Consider the following 18397-nt stretch of genomic DNA (forward strand, 5'->3'; position numbering starts at 1 on the left):
CCGGGCACGCCTTCCCGGCAGTGCACCCTGGCGGATGGCGTCACCACTTGTCGGCGCCCAACCGCTATGCTTTTCACGTGATCATGCAGCGCCTCAGTCCAGCACCTTTTGTTCGGCCCCTCGCCCTTGCCCTCGTCGGCGCCCTGGGGCTCAGCGCCTGCAGCCTCGTCCCGAAGCCCGAGCCGGACCCCGCGCTCACCGCGCTCTACCAGCGCGCCGCGGCCGATGCCACCGCCGCGGCCGATGCCGCCGACCCGGACACCGAGGCGCTACGATCCGGCGACGCCCAAGAGCTCAAGGGCGAGATCGAGCGTCTCTGCGGCCACTACGACGACGGTTCCGTCCCCTCGTCTTGCGACGTCACCGCCACCGACGCTGGAAGCGTGGACACCTCCACGCCCGCCACCACACAGATCCTCGACACGATCGCGCAGGTTCCGCAGGAATCCCTGCCGGTGGTCGTGCCCGAGTTCGTCGACCTCGCCGCCAGGGGCGCGACGCTGCCCGCGCTGCACAGCGCCGACCTGAGCACCGCCACGAATTCCACCATGAAGAAGGAAGAGCTGAGCCAGGACGTCGAGGCGCTGACGGAGCAGCTCAAGCAGGAGTACGCGCTCATCTACGGGCTCGGGGTGGCGCTCGCATTCGCCGACTCCGACCTGCAACAGCGCGTGACCGACGCCATCGCGCAGCACCGGGAGATCGCCTCCGTTCTCGAGGCCTCCTTCCCCGCCGGGACCACGGCGCCGGCGCCCGAGGCGGGATACTCTCTCGACCAGTACACCGTGCCCGCGGACGCGGCCACCGCGGCCCAGTTCGTCGACGAGGCCCTCGCCGACCGGGCCGAGAGCTGGGCGGCGACCGCGAGCACCGCCCACGCCGAATCCTGGCGCTACCAGTCGCTCATCATCGCGGGCATCGTGGCCCAGGAGCAGGCAGGTTAGGGGCTCCGGGTGCCGCTTGGGTTCACGCGAGCGTAGGCGATCGAAGACATAGCGAAAGGCGGGGCGACCACCGATTTCCGGTTGGTCGCCCCGCCCTCTTTTTGTCGCGGAGCCTAGCCCTTCAGCAGCTCCTGGATCTTCGCCACGGCCTCCTCGGCCGGGACCTCGAAGGTCTCGCCGCCGCGGACGCGGATCTCGATCTTGCCCTCCTTGAAGGAGCGGCCGAGCACCACCACGTACGGCATGCCGAGCAGCTCGGAGTCCTTGAACTTCACGCCGGGGCTCATCTTCGGGCGGTCGTCGAAGAGCACCTCGACGCCGGCCTTGTCGAGCTCCTCGACCAGCTTGTCGCCAGCTTCGAGGGCGGCGGAGTCCTTGTTGGCCACGACCACGTGCACCTGGTACGGGGCGACCTCGAGCGGCCAGTTGAGGCCCTTCTCGTCGTGGCGCTGCTCGGCGAGCACCGCCATGAGGCGGGAAACGCCGATGCCGTAGGAGCCCTGGGTCGGGACGGCGCGCTTGCCGTTCTCATCGAGGATCTGCACGTCGAAAGCCTTGGTGTACTTCCTGCCCAGCTGGAAGATGTGGCCGATCTCGATGCCGCGGGCGAGCGTCAGCACGCCCTGCCCCTCGGGAGCCGGATCGCCTTCCTTGATCTCGGCTGCCTCGATGAAGCCGTCGACCTCGAAGTCGCGTCCCGCGACCAGGCCCACGACGTGGCGCTGCGGGGCGTCGGCACCCGTGATCCACGAGGTGCCCGTGGCCACGCGCGGGTCGGCCAGCACGGTCACGCCGTTGGCGCGCAGCGCCCGGGGGCCCACGTAACCCTTGACCAGGAACGGGTTCTTCTTGAAGTCCTCCTCCACGGCCATCTCGACCTCGGCGGGCTCGACGGCCGCCTCGAGGCGCTTCATGTCCACCTCGCGGTCACCCGGGAGGAGGATGCCGGTGATCTCGGCCTCCTCGGCACCGGGCTGGGTGATCTTGACGATGATGCACTTGAGCGTGTCGGAGGCCTCAACCTCGCGTCCGTCGACGGTGATGCCCTCGCCGCGGGCCCAGTCCACCAGCGCGTCGATGGTCTCGGACGCCGGGGTGTCGTGCTCGACGGCCTCGGGCTGGCCCTCGATCGGGCGCTCGGCACCCGGCTGGGTGACCACGGCCTCGACGTTGGCCGCGTACGAGCCCTCGGTGGCACGGACGAAGGTGTCCTCGCCGTTCTCGGAGACCGCGAGGAACTCCTCGGAGGCCGAGCCGCCCATCGCGCCGGAGGTGGCCGCGCAGATGGCGTACTCGACGCCGAGGCGGTCGAAGATGCGCTGGTAGGCGCCGCGGTGGCGTTGGTAGGACTCCGCCAGCCCCTCGTCGGTCATGTCGAAGGAGTAGGAGTCCTTCATGACGAACTCGCGGCCGCGCAGGATGCCCGCGCGGGGGCGCTCCTCGTCGCGGTACTTGGTCTGGATCTGGTACAGGGTGACCGGGAAGTCCTTGTAGGAGGAGTACATCTCCTTCACGGCCGAGGCGAACATCTCCTCGTGCGTGGGGCCGAGCAGGTAATCGGCGTCCTTGCGGTCCTTGAGGCGGAACAGGGAGTCGCCGTACTCGGTCCAGCGGTTGGTCAGCTCGTAGGGCTCGCGCGGGAGCAGCGCCGGGAACAGCAGCTCCTGCGCGCCGATGCCATCCATCTCCTGACGCACGACGGCCTCGATCTTGCGCAGGGTGCGCAGGCCCAGCGGCAGCCACGTGTAAACACCGGGTGCTACGCGTCGGATGTACCCGGCGCGAACCAGCAGCTTGTGGCTCGGGACTTCGGCGTCTGCGGGATCTTCGCGCAGCGTGCGAAGAAACAGGGTTGAAAGGCGTGTAATCATGTCTGAAGATGTTACCTGGTTACCCTAGAGGGATGCTTATTGTGTTGCCTCCTAGCGAGACCAAGGCTTTCGGCGGGGACGGCGGTCCCCTTGACCTCGAGTCCTTGAGCTTTTCCCCCCTCAACCAGGTGCGCGAAGACATCGCGCGCGACCTCGCGGCGCTCCCGCCCCAGGCGGCGCTCGCGGTCCTTGGCCTTTCGGAGAAGCTGCTCCCGGAGGCGGAGGCCAACACGCAGCTTTTCCGCTCCCCCACGCTTCCCGCTTATCGACGCTACGCCGGGGTCCTCTACGACGCGCTCGAGCCCGAGTCCTTGAGCAAACAGGCCCTCGAGCAGGTGGCCATCGGGTCCGCGCTGTTCGGCGTGGTCGGCGCGGGCAACCTCATCCCCCACTACCGGCTCTCGGGCGGGACGAAGCTCCCCCGGCGCGCGGGCGGCCCGGTGCCCACGATGAAGGCGCGCTGGGGAAAACTCATCACCGAGGAGCTTTCCCGGGTCGCGGATAAGGAGCTGCTCATCGACCTGCGCTCGGGCACCTACCAGCAGCTGGGGAAGGTAGCGGGCGCGCTCACGGTGCGCGTGGAGTCGCTACGCCCGGACGGGAGCCGCAAGGTGATCAGTCACTTCAACAAGCACTACAAGGGGCTGCTCGCCCGGCGGCTGCTCACTGCGGGCGGGGCGCCCGCCAGCTCGATCGACGACGTCGCCCAGGCGGCGGTGGCCGAAGGCTTTGACGTCGAAAAGCAAACGGGCGCGAAGGCCAACGAGCTCGTCGTGATCGTGAAAACGCCGAGCTAGGCCTCGAGCGCCGCGACGTCGCCGATGAGGTAGACCGCTGGCGGCTTGACCTCGTTGTCCGCCATGGTCTGCGCGAGCGTGCCCAGGGTGCAGCGGAACACCCGCTGGGCGTTAGTCGTGCCCTCCTGAATGATCGCGGCCGGGGTGTCCGCGGGCTTGCCGGCGTCCAGCAGCGCCCGGGCGATCTTCGGCGCGTTCTTCACGCCCATGATGACGGCCAAGGTGCCGCCGGTGTGCGCGAGCGCCTCGTAGTTGTTCAGCGAGGTCTCATGCCCCGGCGGGACGTGCCCGGAGATGACCGTAAACGAGTGCACCACCCCGCGCTGGGTGATCGGGATGCCCGCGATGGCGGGGACGGAGATCGCGCTGGTCACGCCGGGAACCACCTCGGCGGCAAAGCCGTGGGCGGCCAGCGCCTGCAGCTCCTCGAAGCCGCGGCCGAAGACGTACGGATCCCCGCCCTTAAGCCGCACCACGCGCTTGCCCTCGCTGGCGAAGGAGACGAGCATCTCGTTGATCTTCTCCTGGGCCACCTGCCTGCCGTAGGGCAGCTTGGAGACGTCGATGATCTCCTTACCCTCGGTGTCGCACAGCTTGTCCAGCTCGGGCGCGGGGCCCAGGTGATCGGCGAGGATGACGTCCGCCTCCTGGAGGCGATGCATGCCGCGGACCGTGATGAGGTCCCACGCGCCGGGGCCGCCGCCCACCAAAGAGACCAAAGGGGTGCTTTCACTCATGGAGAATAAGTCTAGCGGTCGATAGCATGGGTGAATGACTCTCACCCATCGCTTCGCCGAGGCCCTGCCCGAGATGTGCACCCCGTGGTCGCCCGAGTGCTTCCCCGACCTTCAGGTCGCGGTGTTCAACGACGCCCTCGGTCGCCGGCTCGGCATCGACGGCGAGCGGCTCCTGGCGGCGCTTGGCGACGAGGAGCGCAACGCCGGTCACGCGCAGGCCTACGCGGGCCACCAGTTCGGGCAGTTCGTGCCGCTGCTCGGCGACGGACGCGCGCTCCTTCTGGGCGAGGTCGAGGTTGATGGCCAGTCCTACGACATCCACCTCAAGGGCTCCGGCCCCACCCCCTTCGCCCGCGGCGGCGACGGGCAGGCGGCGATCGGCCCCATGCTGCGCGAGTACCTCGTCTCGGAGGCGATGGCGGGCCTTAATATCCCCACCACCCGCAGCCTCGCGGTATTGACCACGGGAAAGCGGATCCAGCGCGAGACCGTCACCGACGGCGCGCTGCTCGTCCGCGTCGCGCGCTCGCACCTGCGCGTGGGCAGCCTCCAGCACGCGGCGCTTCGCGGGGAGGAGACGCTGAGAAAGACCCTAGACTACGCGGTCGCCACGCTCTCCCCCGGCTCGAGCTACAAGGAATTCTACGCGGGCGTCGTCGAAAGCCAGGCGGCCCTCGTGGCCAAGTGGATGCGCGCGGGCTTCGTGCACGGCGTGATGAACACCGACAACACCGCGCTGTCGGGCGAGACCATCGACTACGGGCCGTGCGCCTTCATCGACGAGTTCGACCCCGACGCCTGCTTTAGCTCCATCGACCGGCAGGGCCGCTACGCCTTCCGCAACCAGCCCGCGATCCTAGGCTGGAACCTCGCGCGCCTTGCCGAGGCCATGATCCCACTGCTCTCCCTCGAGGACGCCCATGAGGTCCTCGGCGGCTACGCCAGCGCCTATCGCCGCCGCTGGCTAGAGGAGATGGCCGACGCGGCGGGGCTGGCGGTCACCCCGCCGGTCGAGGAGCTGCTCGACGACCTCGCGGAGCTCCTGCCCGGTACGGGCATCGACTACCACCGCTTCCTGCGCGGGCTGGCGGAAGCGGAAGGCGCGGGGGCCGAGGGTGCATACCCGCCCGAGGTACGCCTGTGGCTGGAGCGCTGGCGCGCGCTGGGCCCCGACACCGCGGCGCTGAGCGAGAAAAACCCGCTCATCGTCCCGCGCAACCACCTCCTGGAGGAGGCCTTGGCGCTCGCCGAGGGCGGGGACCTTTCCCGGGTTGACCTGCTCGCCCGCGCCTTCGCTAACCCCTACGCCTGGCCGTCCGATGCCAGCGAGGAGGAGATCGCGTGGCTGGATCGCCCCGTGCCGCCGCGCAGGGTGCCGTTCGTGACCTACTGCGGCACGTAGGCTACTGCGCGGCCTCCCGCTTGAGGAGCGATTCCTTGACGTCAGGTCCGTAGCGGAAGTTGCCCACCCCGCCCGCGGCCGGCAGCACGCGGTGGCAGGGCACGAACAGCGCCGCGGCGTTGCGGGAGCAGGCGTTGGCGGCGGCGCGGGTGGCCTTCTCGTTCCCGGCGCGCGCAGCGAACTCGGTGTAGCTGACCGGCGCGCCCGGGGTCACCTGGCGCAGCGCGTCCCAGGCCGCCTCGAGGAACTCGCCGGAGCGCTGCCTTACCGGCACCCGCGCAGGCGCGGCGAGGTCGCCCGCGTAGTAGTCGATGACTGCGGCCAGCGCGGCTGCCAGCACGCTTGTCGCATCGAGCGTCTCGACGCCTACGGTAGCTACCTCCTCGGGGCGCAGGTCCGGGTGGATGAGCCCGCGCAGTTCCTCGAGGTCGGCGGTCCAGCCGCTGGCCAGCACCGCCTCCTCGTCGGCGATGATGCTAAACGGCCCGTCGGGCGTGGTGACGGTGGCTGCCAGAGCGGTGCTCATTGGTTCTCCTTGCATGCGTGGACGAAGCGCTCCACGGACTTTGGCACCGACGCGGGGTGCACGTGAAGGTAGCTGGCGTGAATGTGGCCACCAGTGTAAGTGCCGATGAATCCTTCCGCCACCGGCCTGCCGTCCCACGCCTTCCACCCCCAGGCAGGCGCGAAGCCCGCCACCGACTGCTTAGCGAGTGCGGTGTGGTGGAACTCGTGGCCGGTGACCCGCTCGCCCGCGCGGTAGGGCACGGAATCTGCCAAGGCCACTGCCTCGCGGTATCCCAGGGTAAGGCGCCTGGCCATCGCGCCGGTGGTGGGGATGATGCCGAGCATCGGGTGCTCGTCGAGGGCGTCAAGCAGCCACAGCAGGCCCGCGCACTCGGCGTGGACGGGCAGGCCGCCTGAGATCGCGGCGCGGATCTGCTCGCGCAGGTCGGTGCGCCCGGACAGCGCCTCGACGTGCTCCTCTGGGAAGCCGCCGGGGATGATGAGGCCCTCGCAGTCAGGCAGGTCGTCGACCAGCGGGTCGAAGGAGACCACCTCCGCGCCCGCGGCCTCGAGAAGCTCGACGTGCTCGGCGTAGGTGAAGGAGAAGGCCGGGCCGCCGGTCATGGCGATCCGCACCGGCGCGCCCGCTACGGGGCCGACCGCCTTCGAGGGCTCCCACGGGGCCCCCCGCCAGCGGCACGAGGCCAGCGCCACCACGGCGTCGAGGTCGACGTGCTCGGCGACCATCTCCCCCATCCGCGCCACCGCGGCCTCTGCCTCCTCAAGCTCGCCCGCGGTGACCAGCCCCAAGTGGCGCGAGGGCACCTCGATGTGGTCGACGCGCGGGACGGCGCCGAGCACCGGCACTCCAAGCGCCTCGACGGCCGCGCGGCACACGGCGGCGTGGCGCGGGGTCCCGACCTTGTTGAGAATGACCCCGGCGATGTGCACGCTCGGGTCCTGGGTGAGGAAGCCGCGCACGACGGCCCCGACGGACTGGCTCATCCCGCGCACGTCTACCACGAGGATGACCGGCATGCCCAGCTCCGCCGCGACCGCGGCCGTCGAGCCCTCTGCCAGCCGGGCTCCGGCGGCCATGGTCTCCTCCTCGCTGCCGGCGATGCGCCCGTCGAAAAGCCCCATGACGCCCTCGACGACGCCGATGTCAGCGCCGCGCGAACCGTGCGCGTAGAGCGGGCCGATGAGCCCCGGGCACATGACGGCGTCGAGGTTGCGGCCGGGCGTGCCCGTGGCAAGGCCATGGTAGCCGGGGTCGATGTAGTCGGGGCCGACCTTGAACGGGGCGACCTGCATGCGGCGGGACAACGCGCGGAGCAGGCCCGTTGCGATGGTGGTCTTGCCCGAACCCGAACTCGTGGCGGCGATGACGACGCCGGGCGTGGGCGAAGTGGCGGCGGGAGTAGGAATCACCCCTTAAACGTACTTCATGGCGCCGACGCGGACTTGCCCGCAGTTACCACTCGATGCCCTTTTGCCCCTTGCGCCCGACGTCCATCGGGTGCTTGATCTTGGTCATTTCGGTGACGAGGTCGGCGACCTCGATGAGCTTGGGGTCGGCGTTACGACCGGTCATGACGATGTGCTGCTTTCCGGGGCGGTTCTTCAGGGTCTCCACGACGTCGTCGACGTCGATCCACCCCCATTTGATGGGGTAGGTGAACTCGTCGAGGACGTAGAAGTCGTGTGCCTCCGCGTTGATGCGGCGCTTGATCTCCTCCCAGCCCTCGGCGGCGTCGCGGGCGTGGTCCTCGTCGCTGCCCTGCTTCTTGGACCAGCTCCAGCCCTCGCCCATCTTATGCCACTCGACGGCGCCGCCCTCGCCGGTCTCCTCGTGCAGCTGGCCCAGGCGCTTGAAGACGGACTCCTCGCCCACCTTCCACTTCGCCGACTTCACGAACTGGAACACGCCGATGTTCATCCCCTGGTTCCACGCGCGCAGCGCCATGCCGAAAGCGGCGGTGGACTTTCCCTTGCCCTCGCCGGTATGCACGGCGGTGATCGGGAGCATGCGGCGCTGGCGGGTGGTCAGCCCGTCGTCGGGGATGTTGGCTGGGTCGACTTTTCCTTGGGGCACGGAGGCTTCTCCTTTGAATCGAGGCAATGGGCTGGGTGTGCGGGCGGTCACCCCGCCCTGAGTCTTCCACCACCCTACCGGATCGCGCCCGCGTGAACGCTCGGTCCGAACCGCGAGACACGTCCTCCCAGTAGAAGGTCGCACCTGAAGCGTCGTTGCAGCTCATGGGCGGGTCTCTCCTAGTCCTCCCACGGCGAGGGGATGCCGCAGCCTGTTGAAGTCTGGTTGACTGGGGGCAAGCAGTCCACAACTGAGAATGAAGGAGTCCCTTATGACTACATGGCCTGCAGAAACAATCGAAAAGATCGCCGCCAGCGACGACTTCCACATCGCGCCGTACCACGCCGACGGGAAGACGACCGGGACGCTGACGTGGATCTGGTCTGTCGTCGTCGACGGGCGGCTGTTCGTGCGCGCCTACAACGGGACGAGTGGCCGCTGGTACCGCTCCGCCATGGCGCAGCGGGCGGGCAAGATCACCTCCGCGGGCGAAGGGTTCGAGGTGGAGTTCACCCCGATCGACGATGCGGAGCTGTGCGATCGGATCGACGCGGCGTACGAGAAGAAGTACGCCGGCAGCCCCTACCTGCCGCCGATGATCGACTCCGCCCGCCGGGCGGCGACGGTCGAGGTCACCCCGCGCGAGAGCTGATCCACGCCGCACGAGAACTTCGGCGAGGGTCTCGTGCGGCGCTCCTAGATGGTCTCGATGACACCCGTGACCGCGCGGGCGTCGAGCTGGTCGACCTCCACACACACCGCGCCCAGGCCCTTGGCCAGCTCCTTGGCCAGCCCCAGGCGGATGCGCCCGCCGCGCTCGCAGTCGATGACCACGCTGGCGCACAGCTCGCGGGCGGCGATGTCGCTGGCCACCGCGCGCAGGCTGTCGAGCCCACCCCTGCCGGTGGCGCGCCCGTCGCTTAGGACCATGAGGATCGCGCGCCTGCCCGGCTCCTTGAGCGCCTCGCGCTTGATCAGGTCCTCTGCCATCGCCAGGCCCTCGGGAAGCGGGGTCTTCCCGCCGGTGGGCACGTCCTCCAAGCGGCGGTGGGCCACGTCGATGGATGAGGTCGGCGGCAGCACCAGTTCCGGCTTCAAGCCGCGGACGCTGATCACGGCAACCTTGTCGCGGCGCTGGTAGGCATCGGAAAGCATCGAGTGCACCGCGCCGGTCACCGCCGCGAGCCGGTCCTTGGCAGCCATCGAGCCCGAGGTGTCGACGACGAAGACGATGAGGTTGGACTCGCGCCCCTTGCGCAGGCTGCCGCGGAAGTCCTCCGGAGTGAAGGTGATCTTGCCGTTTCTCACCTGCGCGCCGCGGTCGCCCGCGGCGATGAGCGTGCCCATGATGTCGAGGCCGTGCCCGCCCTTGATCGCCCGGACGTGCCCGCCCTGCGGGGTGTAGGCGGGCGAGCGCCGACCTGGCGTGGACTCGAGTCCCGCCTTCTTAGGTGCGAGCCGTTGCAGCTTGCGCACCGCGAAAGGTGGCGCCCTGATCGGCGCGACCTCCTGGGTTTGCGGGCGCTTCGGTGTCCTGGTCTCCTTCAGATTCCGGCGCGGCCGGGGCTTCCGGCTGCTCTTCGGACTCCGGTGCCTGTGGCTCTTGCTCCGGCTCGTCGGGGAACTCCTCGCGGGCCTGATCCATGGCGTCGTCGAGCTGCTCCTCGTCGATGCCCGGCTCGTCGAAGGGGTTACGGCGCTTGCGGTGCGGGAGGGCGAGCTCGGCGGCGACGCGGATGTCCTCGTCCTCGACCTCCTCTCGGCCCTGCCAGGCGGCGTGGGCGCAGGCGGCGCGGGCGATGACGAGGTCGCCGCGCATGCCGTCGACGTCGAAGGCGGCGCACACGGCCGCGATGCGGGCGACGTTGGTGTCGGTGAGCTCCACCGAGGGCAAAAGCGCCGAGGCCGCGGCGAGGCGGCGGGAGACGTCCGCATCCGCCTCGGCCCACTCGGCGATGAAGGTCTGCGGGTCCTCGTCGAAGGCCAGGCGGCGCTTCATGATCTCCGCGCGGACCGGGATGTCGCGGGAGGCCGCCACGTCGAGCGAGAGGCCGAAGCGGTCGAGCAGCTGCGGGCGAAGCTCGCCCTCCTCCGGGTTCATGGTGCCCACCAGCACGAAGTTGGCCGGGGCTGAGTGCGAGATGCTATCACGCTCGATGGTGACCACGCCGGTGGCGGCGGCGTCGAGCAGCGCGTCGACCAAGTGGTCGGCCAGCAGGTTGACCTCGTCGACGTAGAGGATGCCGCCGTCGGCCTCCGCGAGAAGCCCCGGGCGGTAGGTCGCCTTGCCGGTGGTCAGCACCGTCTCCAAGTCCAGCGCGCCGACGACGCGGTCCTCGGTCGCGCCGATTGGCAGGTTGACCAGCGGCGCGCCTCCCATGAGCGAGGCGAAGGCGCGGACCGTGGTGGTCTTGGCGGTTCCCTTCTCCCCCCTGATGACCACGCCGCCGATCTTCGGCGAGATGGCACACAGGATCAGCGCCAGCTTGAGCTGCTCCTGGCCGACGATGGCGGAAAACGGATACTGGTAACGCTTCGGGGATGACACCTGCAACAACCAACCTCTTAATGACTCGTGTTTTCTTCTAACCTACACCGACGTAGCTATAGTAAATCCGCCCCGCGGAGCAACGCTTCGCGGGGCGGATTTCGTCGATAAGCGAAAGGCTTTTAATCCTCCAGCTGCAGGGTCTTCTGGGTGTAGCCCCAGATCTCCTCGAACAGCTTCTTATCGGTTGCCAACTTGATGCCGTAGGACGGGACCATCTCCTTGACCTTGTCGCCCCACTCGATCATCTTCTGGCCGAAGCAACGCTCGAGCAGCTCGAGCATCGCGGCAGGAGCGATGGAGGCTCCCGGGGAAGCGCCGAGGATACCGGCGATCGAGCCGTCGCTGGAGTTGATCAGCGAGGTACCAAACGCGAGGGTGGAGAAGCGCGGGCCGACGACCGGCTGGATGGCCTGGACGCGCTGACCGGCGGTGACCAGCTCCCAGTCCTCGTCCTTGGCGTTCGGCATGTATTCGCGCAGGGACTCCATGCGGGCCTTCTGATCCTTGATGACCTCGGTGATGAGGTACTTGGTCAGACCGAACTCCTGCAGGCCAACGCCCACGTAGGACATGAGGTTGGTCGGGCGGATGGACTTGAACAGGTCGAACCAGGTGCCCTGCTTGAGGAACTTCGGGGTCCAACCGGCGTACGGGCCGAACAGCAGGCCCTTCTCGCCGTCGATGACGCGGGTGTCGAGGTGCGGGACGGACATCGGCGGAGCACCGATGGAAGCCTTGCCGTAGACCTTGGCGGCGTGCTGCTCGATGATGTCGGGGTTGGTGCAGCGCAGCCACTGGCCGGACACCGGGAAGCCACCCCAGCCGCGGATCTCCGGGATGCCGGACTTCTGCAGCAGCGGCAGGGCCATTCCGCCAGCGCCGACGAAGACGAAGTTGGCGCGGATGACGGAGGTCTCGCCGGTGTGGCGGTTCTTGACGTTGATCTTCCACTTCTGGCCGTCGCGGGTCAGGTTGGTGACCTCGTGGCCGTAGCGGATCTCGGTGCCGTTCTCCTTGGCGGAGGCTAGGAACTGCTTGGCCAGGGCGCCGTAGTTGATGTCGGTGCCGGCCTTGGTCCAGGAGATGGCGACCTTGTCGGAGGCGCTGCGGCCGTCGGCCATCAGCGGGAGCATCTCGTCGAACTTCGCGCGGTCGTCGGTGTACTCCATGTTCGGGAACAGCGGGTGGCCGACGAGTGCCTCGTAGCGCTTCTTCAGGTACTCGACCTGCTCCTCGCCGCGGCCGAAGGAAACGTGCGGAACCGGGTTGATCCACTCGCGCGGATCGCCCAGGACGTTGCGGTCCATCTGGTGCGCCCAGAACTGGCGGGAGACCTGGAACTTCTCGTTCACGCCGATCGCCTTGGCGATCTCGATCTTGCCGTTGACCTCAGGGGTGTAGTTCAGCTCGCACAGCGCGGAGTGGCCGGTACCAGCGTTGTTCCAAGGAGAAGAAGACTCCTCGGCGGGGGCATCGAGTCGCTCGAAGAGGATCTGCGACCAGCCCGGCTCAAGCTCGCGAAGCATAGCACCGAGCGTTGCGCTCATGATGCCAGCGCCCACCAGTGCCACGTCCACCTCGTGGCTGATGGCTGCGTTGTTCTTGGAATCTGACATTTCAAACTTCCTTGCGTTCTACGCTTTGTGTTTCCCGTTTAGTTGTGAATCCGCCAAAGCCGCCGCGGCCGCACACGTGCCCCGGATCGGGGCGCCGTTGCGCGCTGGCGGCGGAGTGAGAAGGCGATTCTCGTCCCAATGAACAGCGGTTTTCCGAGCCATGCCGCGGCAACCACAGGCGACATGACCTGCAAAGAACCAGCAGTTCATCCTCGTAAGAGTCTACGCTCTCAACTATTGGGGGTGTTAAAAACAAGGGCTTTTCTCGCAAACGCAAGGTGGCAGGTTGGAGGCCTTACCCCCGATTGGTGCCCCCTCGCGCACGTCCGAATGGATACGTTTGCATAGGAGAAAGTTAAGAGCCTCCTTTTCCCCGCCGCGCTACCCGGGCCGGGGCGCCTTCGCCCTTCAAAGGGCGAGGTGTGTCGAGAATTCCAGCGTGCCGCCTTATCCTTGTCCCTATGAATCAGCACTCCCCCCTCGCCGGTCCCGGCGGCACCGAGCCGTACAACGTGTGGCTGCCCGATCGCCTCGGCGGGGACTACCGCCAGCGCTTTTTCGACGTGGGCCCCGATCCGCTCGGCGAGGGCGAGCTGCGCGCCGCGCTGATCCACTACGCGCCCGCGAGCGAGCCGGGGGCGCGTTCGCCCCAGGATCGCGTCGCCATCCTCCACATCCACGGGGTCACCGACTACTTCTTCCAGACTCACGTCGCCGAGCACTTCCACGACACCGGCCTCGACTTCTACGCCCTCGACCTGCACAAGTGCGGCCGCGCCCACCTTCCCGGGCAGACCTGGCACTTCGACACGGACCTGCGACATTACTTTCCCGAGCTTGTCGACGCTACGCGGCTCATCCTCGAGTCCAACACGGCCGTCGTCCTGCTCGCCCACTCGACCGGCGGCCTCATCGTCGCCAGCTGGCTCGACCACCTGCGGCGCGCGGAAGACCCGCTCTTGGGCAGGATCCGCGGGGCGATCTTCAACAGCCCCTGGCTCGACATGATCGTGCCCGCCCCGGTCGCGCGCGCGGCGGCGCCCGCGCTGAAGGTCATCGGGCGGCGCTGGCCGATGCTCGCCCTGCCGCGGAAGGAGATGACCGCCTACGGCGAGGCCCTGCACGTCTCCCGCCACGGGGTGTGGGACTACGACTTAGGCTTCAAGCCGCTCGGCGGGCACGCCAAGTACGTGGGCTGGCTGCGCACGGTGATCAAGACCCAGGAGCCGCTGCACGCGGGCCACTTCAACTGCGGGGTCCCGGTGCTCACGCTCTGCTCGGACCGCTCGACGGCCGGCAAGCCCTACTCCGAGGCCTCCCACGTCTCCGACTCCGTGCTCAACGTCCACCAGATCAGGCGCTGGGCGCCGTACCTGTCCGACTCGAGCGCGCTCGAGGTGCTCCATGGCGCAGTCCACGACGTGTTCCTGTCGAGCACCGAGGTCACCGATCGCGCGTTCAAGGCCTGCGACGGCTGGCTCGCCCAGCACGCCTTCGCCGAGTAGCGCGGCCTCACTGGTCCGCCCCGCGGCCCCCTTAGCGGGAATACGCGGGGCGGTTTCGCCGTTATGATGGGGGCCATCATTTTCGGCGCGCGGTCTGGGTCGCCCCGGCCGTCCGATCTGCATCGGTCTAGCTAACCCGAACGCACGCGCGCGGCCTTGCGCCCGCTATGCGCCTCACGATACGTCCACCAAGGAGATAACCGCTCTTGAACACCAAGCACTACGATCTGATCATCGTCGGTACCGGCTCCGGCAACTCGATCCCCGGCCCCGAGTTCGACGACAAGTCGATCGCCATCGTGGAAAAGGGCGTGTTCGGCGGCACCTGCCTCAACGTCGGCTGCATCCCCACCAAGATGTTCGTCTACGCTGCCGAGGTGGCGCAGACCATCCGCGACTCGGAGCGCTACGGCATCTCCTCCCACATCGACGGCGTGGACTGGCCGTCGATCGTCTCCCGCGTCTTCGACAAGCGCATCGACCCCATCGCCCAGGGCGGTGAGGAGTACCGCCGCGGGCCGCGCACCCCCAACATCGACGTCTACGACCAGCACGCCACCTTCACCGGCCCCAAGACCCTGAAGACCGGCCAGGGCGACGAGGAGTGGGAGATCACCGGCGACCAGATCGTCATCGCGGCGGGCGCTCGCCCGTTCATCCCGGAATACATCGAAACCTCCGGCGTGAGCTACTACACCAACGAGAACATCATGCGGCTGGAGAAGCTGCCGAAGTCCATGATCGTGCTCGGCGGCGGCTTCATCGCCCTCGAGTTCGCCCACATCTTCGCGGCCCTCGGCGTCGAGGTGTCCATCATCAATCGCTCCGAGCGCCTGCTGCGCGCGGTCGACGTGGACGTCTCCGATCGCATCACCGAGCTGACCGCCAGGAAGATGCACACCTACCTGGGCGTGAACTGCACCGGCGCCACCCAGGACGAGAACTCCACCACCATCGAGTTCGAGGACGGGCGCACCGTCACCGGCGAGATCCTCCTCGTCGCCCTCGGCCGCACCCCGAACGGCGACCTCATGAACCTGGAGGCGGCCGGCATCGAGATGGACGAGGATCGCATTGCCGTCGACGCCTACGGCCGCACCACCGCGGACGGGGTCTGGGCGCTCGGCGACGTCTCCTCCCCCTACCAGCTCAAGCACGTGGCCAACGCGGAGATGCGCGCCGTGCGCCACAACCTGCTCCACCCCGACGACCTGAAGGAGATGCCGCACAAGTTCGTCCCGGCGGGCATCTTCACCCACCCGCAGATCGCCACCGTCGGTATGACCGAGAAGGAGGCCATCGACGCGGGGTACAACGTGACCGTCAAGATCCAGAACTACGGCGACGTCGCCTACGGCTGGGCGATGGAGGACACCTCCGGGTTCGCCAAGATCATCGCCGACAAGGACACCGGCAAGCTGCTCGGCGCGCACATCATCGGCGAGCAGGCGCCGACGCTCATCCAGCAGCTCATCACCGTCATGGCCTTCGACCTCGACGTCCGCGCCGTCGCCACCGACGAATACTGGATCCACCCCGCGCTGCCCGAGGTCATCGAGAACGCGCTGCTCGGCCTCGAGTTCGACTAGGCAACGCCAGCCGCCGAAGTCGCCAAGTCGCCGCGCCGCCTTCCTTTCATGGGAGGCGGCGCGCTCTTGTTTCTGTCTTTCTATGCCCTGAGCTGCTCGAGGAGCGCATCGAGGTCCCAGCACCGCTCGATGGTGTCGGCGAGGACGTCGAGCTGTGCCTCGCGCTCGCTGGCGAAGCTCGTGTCCGGGGAGACGACGAAGCCCTCCTTGCCCACGGCCGCCGCGATCTCGGAGAGGAACCTACGGCGCGAGGGGTCGTCCTCGAGGTAGCCGTGGCGGTGGGTGCCATAAGCGGCGCCCCGGCGCGAGCCCTCGTCGCCGATCCAGGCGGGGTCGCCGGAGTAGTCGACGCGGCCGTGGTGGACCTCGTAGGCGCCGTTGTCGTGGCGGATGAGCGTCTTGTCCGGGTGGAAGACGATGCGGGCGTCGAAGACCCCGAGCCCCGCGACCGGCTCGGTGGAGCCGGACTCGACCGGGTCGTCGATGCTCGCGCACAGCATCTGGTAGCCGCCGCAGATGCCCAGCACCGGGCGGTCGTCAGCCCCCCGCCTCAGCAGGGCGTCGGCGATTCCGTTGGCCCGGATCCAGGCGAGGTCGCTGATCGTCGCCTTGGAGCCGGGCAGCACGGCGAGGTCGGCGTCGAGGACGTCGCGGGGGTCGTCGGTCCACACCACCGTCACGCCCGGCTCGCAGGCCAGGGCCTCGACGTCGGTGGCGTTGGACACCCGCGGGAGCCGCACCGCCGCGACCTTGAGCCGCTGCGTCCCCAGCGGCGGGTTGTTCGGGCCGATCGAGCGGCCGAGCGCCGATTGGAGGGAATCCTCGGCGTCGATCCACAGGCCATGGACGAAGGGCAGGACCGCGAGCGTGGGCACGCCTGTCAGCTCCTCGAGGCGGTCGAGTCCGGGGTCGAGGATCGACTGGTCGCCGCGGAACTTGTTCACGACGAAGCCCTTAATGCGGGCGCGATCGGCCTCGTCGACGATCTGGTGGGTGCCGTAGAAGTGCGCCAGCACTCCCCCGCGGTCGATGTCGCCCACGACGTAGACGGGCAGGTCCGCGGCCTCGGCCAGGCCGAAGTTGGCCACGTCGGTCTCGCGGAGGTTGATCTCCGCGGGCGAGCCCGCGCCCTCGCAGACGACCAACTCGAACTCCTCCTCCAGCTCCCTCAGGCACTGCGCGGCCACCTCCCGCAGGTAGGTGCGGTGCTCGATGTAGCTGCGCGCCGAGACGTTGCCCTGTGCCTTGCCGTGGACCACCAGCTGGGAGCTGCGGTCCGAGCCCGGCTTGAGCAGGATCGGATTGAACGTGGTCGAGGGGGTAAGCCCGCAGGCCGCCGCCTGGAGCGCCTGGGCGCGGCCGATCTCCCCGCCGTCGGGGGTCACCGCGGAGTTGTTGGACATGTTCTGCGCCTTGAACGGCGCCACACGGATGCCGCGGCGGGCAAAGGCTCGGCACAGGCCCGCGACCACGACGGACTTGCCCGCGTCCGAGGTGCAACCGGCGACCAAGAAAGCTGTCATGGTCGCTCATGTTACCGGCCGTTCGCCCGCCGAAGGCGAAGGCGGGGCCCGGCGCGATGCGCGCCGGGCCCCGCTCGTCGACAAGCGAAATGCGCTAAACGGTGGGAAGCGTGAGGATCTCGTTGCCGTCCTCGGTGATCACCAGCGTGTGCTCGAACTGGGCGGTGAAGCGGTGGTCGTTGTTCTGGACGGTCCAGCCGTTGTCCCAGATGGTGTAGTCGAGGGAGCCCAGGTTGATCATCGGCTCGATCGTCAGCGTCATGCCCGGCTCGAGGATGTTGCGGTAGGCGTTGGAGTCGTAGTGCAAGACGACGAGCCCGTTGTGGAAGGTGGGGCCGACGCCGTGGCCGGTGAAGTCGCGCACGACGTTGTAGCCGAAGCGCTTGGCGTAAGACTCGATGACGCGGCCGATGACGTTGATCTCGCGGCCCGGCTTGGCGGCGCGGATGCCGCGCATCATGGCCTCCTTGGTGCGCTCGACGAGCAGGCGGTGCTCCTCGGAGACGTTGCCGGCGAGGAAGGTGGCGTTGGTGTCGCCGTGGACGCCGTTCTTGAAGGCGGTGACGTCGATGTTGACGATGTCGCCATCCTCGATGACGGTGTCGTCCGGGATGCCGTGGCAGATGATCTCGTTGAGCGAGACGCAGCAGGACTTGGGGAAGTCGAGGTAGCCGAGGGTGGACGGGTAGGCGCCGTGGTCGCACATGTACTCGTGCGCGATGCGGTCGATCTCGTCGGTGGTGACCCCGGGTGCCACGGCGGCGCCGGCGACGGCGAGCGCGTTCGCTGCGATCTCCGAGGCCTCGCGCATGGCCTCGATCACCTCGGGCGTCTGGACGAAGGGCTCGCCGTTGTTCTCGTTGACGGTGGGCTTCCAGGCGTACTCCGGGCGGGGAATGGACGCGGGAACCTCACGGATCGGGGTGGGGTTGCCTGGTCGAAGCGGTGCGCGGGTGGAAGCCATGGAAAAAGTCCTAACTACTGACGAGAGATACGAAAAGCAAGGTGGGCGCGCCGAAAACTCTACCGGGAGCTGGCCACGAACGCAGCCCAAGGCTGTGCGGATCCGGCCGCGTCTGCGGCCCGTGGCCGGGCCGATCGGGGCCGAAGTCTGCTTCCAGCTGGGTTGGAGCGCCCGACTTTGTTCGGAACCTCAAAGTCTACTCGCGCGGGTTCGGGCGGCGGCGTCGGGGCGGGCTTGGCATGGACGGCCGAGCGCTGCTGGGCGCGCTTACTTCTTCGCGGCATTGCGCCGGGCGA

Annotated in this window: 16 protein-coding genes; 6 read left to right on the top strand and 10 right to left on the bottom strand. The window is 68.3% G+C overall.

The genetic code is table 11. The features are described 5' to 3' along the window. The first annotated feature begins 83 nt into the window (after window positions 1–83). Complete coding sequence (locus tag B843_RS08360; RefSeq protein WP_244877369.1) at window positions 84–944, top strand: DUF4439 domain-containing protein; 861 nt, start codon at window positions 84–86, stop codon at window positions 942–944. 113 nt (window positions 945–1057) lie between these two features. Here B843_RS08360 and B843_RS08365 read toward each other — a convergent pair whose 3' ends face one another. Beyond that, window positions 1058–2815 (bottom strand): proline--tRNA ligase, encoded by a 1758-nt coding sequence (locus B843_RS08365; RefSeq protein WP_025253057.1) that lies wholly within the window; start codon window positions 2813–2815, stop codon window positions 1058–1060. 32 nt (window positions 2816–2847) lie between these two features. On the opposite strand from B843_RS08365, the gene yaaA reads away from it, so the two are divergent. Then, window positions 2848–3612, top strand: coding sequence for a peroxide stress protein YaaA (gene yaaA, locus B843_RS08370; RefSeq protein WP_025253058.1), 765 nt, complete (start codon window positions 2848–2850; stop codon window positions 3610–3612). On the opposite strand, the gene cobA is transcribed toward yaaA, so the two are convergent. Next, the gene (cobA, locus tag B843_RS08375; RefSeq protein WP_081751539.1) at window positions 3609–4349 is read right to left on the bottom strand and encodes a uroporphyrinogen-III C-methyltransferase; all 741 of its coding nucleotides are present in this window, start codon (window positions 4347–4349) and stop codon (window positions 3609–3611) included. The two genes, yaaA and cobA, sit on opposite strands and share 4 nt — an antisense overlap. A 34-nt stretch (window positions 4350–4383) precedes the next feature. Between cobA and B843_RS08380 the strand changes: the two genes are divergently transcribed. Beyond that, the gene (locus B843_RS08380) at window positions 4384–5751 is read left to right on the top strand and encodes a protein adenylyltransferase SelO family protein (protein WP_025253060.1); all 1368 of its coding nucleotides are present in this window, start codon (window positions 4384–4386) and stop codon (window positions 5749–5751) included. 1 nt (window position 5752) lies between these two features. Here the strand turns inward: B843_RS08380 and B843_RS08385 are convergent, their stop codons facing one another. The 3 genes from B843_RS08385 to cobO are packed head-to-tail and all read right to left on the bottom strand — an operon-like array spanning window position 5753 to window position 8353. Next, window positions 5753–6277 (bottom strand): methylated-DNA--[protein]-cysteine S-methyltransferase, encoded by a 525-nt coding sequence (locus B843_RS08385; RefSeq protein WP_197020772.1) that lies wholly within the window; start codon window positions 6275–6277, stop codon window positions 5753–5755. Beyond that, window positions 6274–7686, bottom strand: a complete 1413-nt coding sequence (locus tag B843_RS08390) for a cobyrinate a,c-diamide synthase (protein ID WP_038596069.1) — start codon at window positions 7684–7686, stop codon at window positions 6274–6276. Before B843_RS08390 ends, B843_RS08385 begins: the two co-directional genes overlap by 4 nt. 46 nt (window positions 7687–7732) lie before the next feature. Beyond that, window positions 7733–8353, bottom strand: a complete 621-nt coding sequence (gene cobO, locus B843_RS08395; protein ID WP_025253063.1) for a cob(I)yrinic acid a,c-diamide adenosyltransferase — start codon at window positions 8351–8353, stop codon at window positions 7733–7735. 271 nt (window positions 8354–8624) lie between these two features. Between cobO and B843_RS08400 the strand changes: the two genes are divergently transcribed. Beyond that, complete coding sequence (locus B843_RS08400) at window positions 8625–9005, top strand: DUF2255 family protein (protein WP_025253064.1); 381 nt, start codon at window positions 8625–8627, stop codon at window positions 9003–9005. A 44-nt stretch (window positions 9006–9049) separates the two neighbouring features. Here B843_RS08400 and B843_RS13935 read toward each other — a convergent pair whose 3' ends face one another. The 3 genes from B843_RS13935 to mqo form a co-directional block, all read right to left on the bottom strand. Next, window positions 9050–9829 (bottom strand): vWA domain-containing protein, encoded by a 780-nt coding sequence (locus tag B843_RS13935; protein WP_025253065.1) that lies wholly within the window; start codon window positions 9827–9829, stop codon window positions 9050–9052. Continuing rightward, complete coding sequence (locus B843_RS08410) at window positions 9801–10901, bottom strand: ATP-binding protein (RefSeq protein ID WP_025253066.1); 1101 nt, start codon at window positions 10899–10901, stop codon at window positions 9801–9803. The genes B843_RS13935 and B843_RS08410 overlap by 29 nt, the downstream gene beginning before the upstream one ends. A gap of 122 nt (window positions 10902–11023) precedes the next feature. Then, entirely contained in the window at window positions 11024–12520 is a 1497-nt protein-coding gene (gene mqo, locus B843_RS08415; RefSeq protein WP_025253067.1) for a malate dehydrogenase (quinone), read from the bottom strand. Between the two features lie 461 nt (window positions 12521–12981). Between mqo and B843_RS08420 the strand changes: the two genes are divergently transcribed. Both B843_RS08420 and mtr read left to right on the top strand, forming a co-directional pair. Further along, window positions 12982–14025, top strand: coding sequence for an alpha/beta hydrolase (locus B843_RS08420; protein ID WP_025253068.1), 1044 nt, complete (start codon window positions 12982–12984; stop codon window positions 14023–14025). Between the two features lie 206 nt (window positions 14026–14231). Next, window positions 14232–15614 carry a mycothione reductase gene (gene mtr, locus B843_RS08425; protein WP_025253069.1) on the top strand — a complete coding sequence of 461 codons (1383 nt, stop codon included), beginning with the start codon at window positions 14232–14234 and terminating at the stop codon, window positions 15612–15614. Between the two features lie 80 nt (window positions 15615–15694). On the opposite strand, the gene B843_RS08430 is transcribed toward mtr, so the two are convergent. Both B843_RS08430 and map read right to left on the bottom strand, forming a co-directional pair. Next, entirely contained in the window at window positions 15695–17137 is a 1443-nt protein-coding gene (locus tag B843_RS08430; RefSeq protein WP_025253070.1) for a cobyric acid synthase, read from the bottom strand. A gap of 94 nt (window positions 17138–17231) precedes the next feature. Continuing rightward, on the bottom strand, window positions 17232–18101 hold the full coding sequence (map, locus tag B843_RS08435; RefSeq protein WP_025253071.1) for a type I methionyl aminopeptidase: 870 nt from the start codon (window positions 18099–18101) through the stop codon (window positions 17232–17234). Window positions 18102–18397 lie beyond the last annotated feature (296 nt).

It is taken from the genome of Corynebacterium vitaeruminis DSM 20294, from assembly GCF_000550805.1.
Lineage (GTDB): Bacteria > Actinomycetota > Actinomycetes > Mycobacteriales > Mycobacteriaceae > Corynebacterium > Corynebacterium vitaeruminis.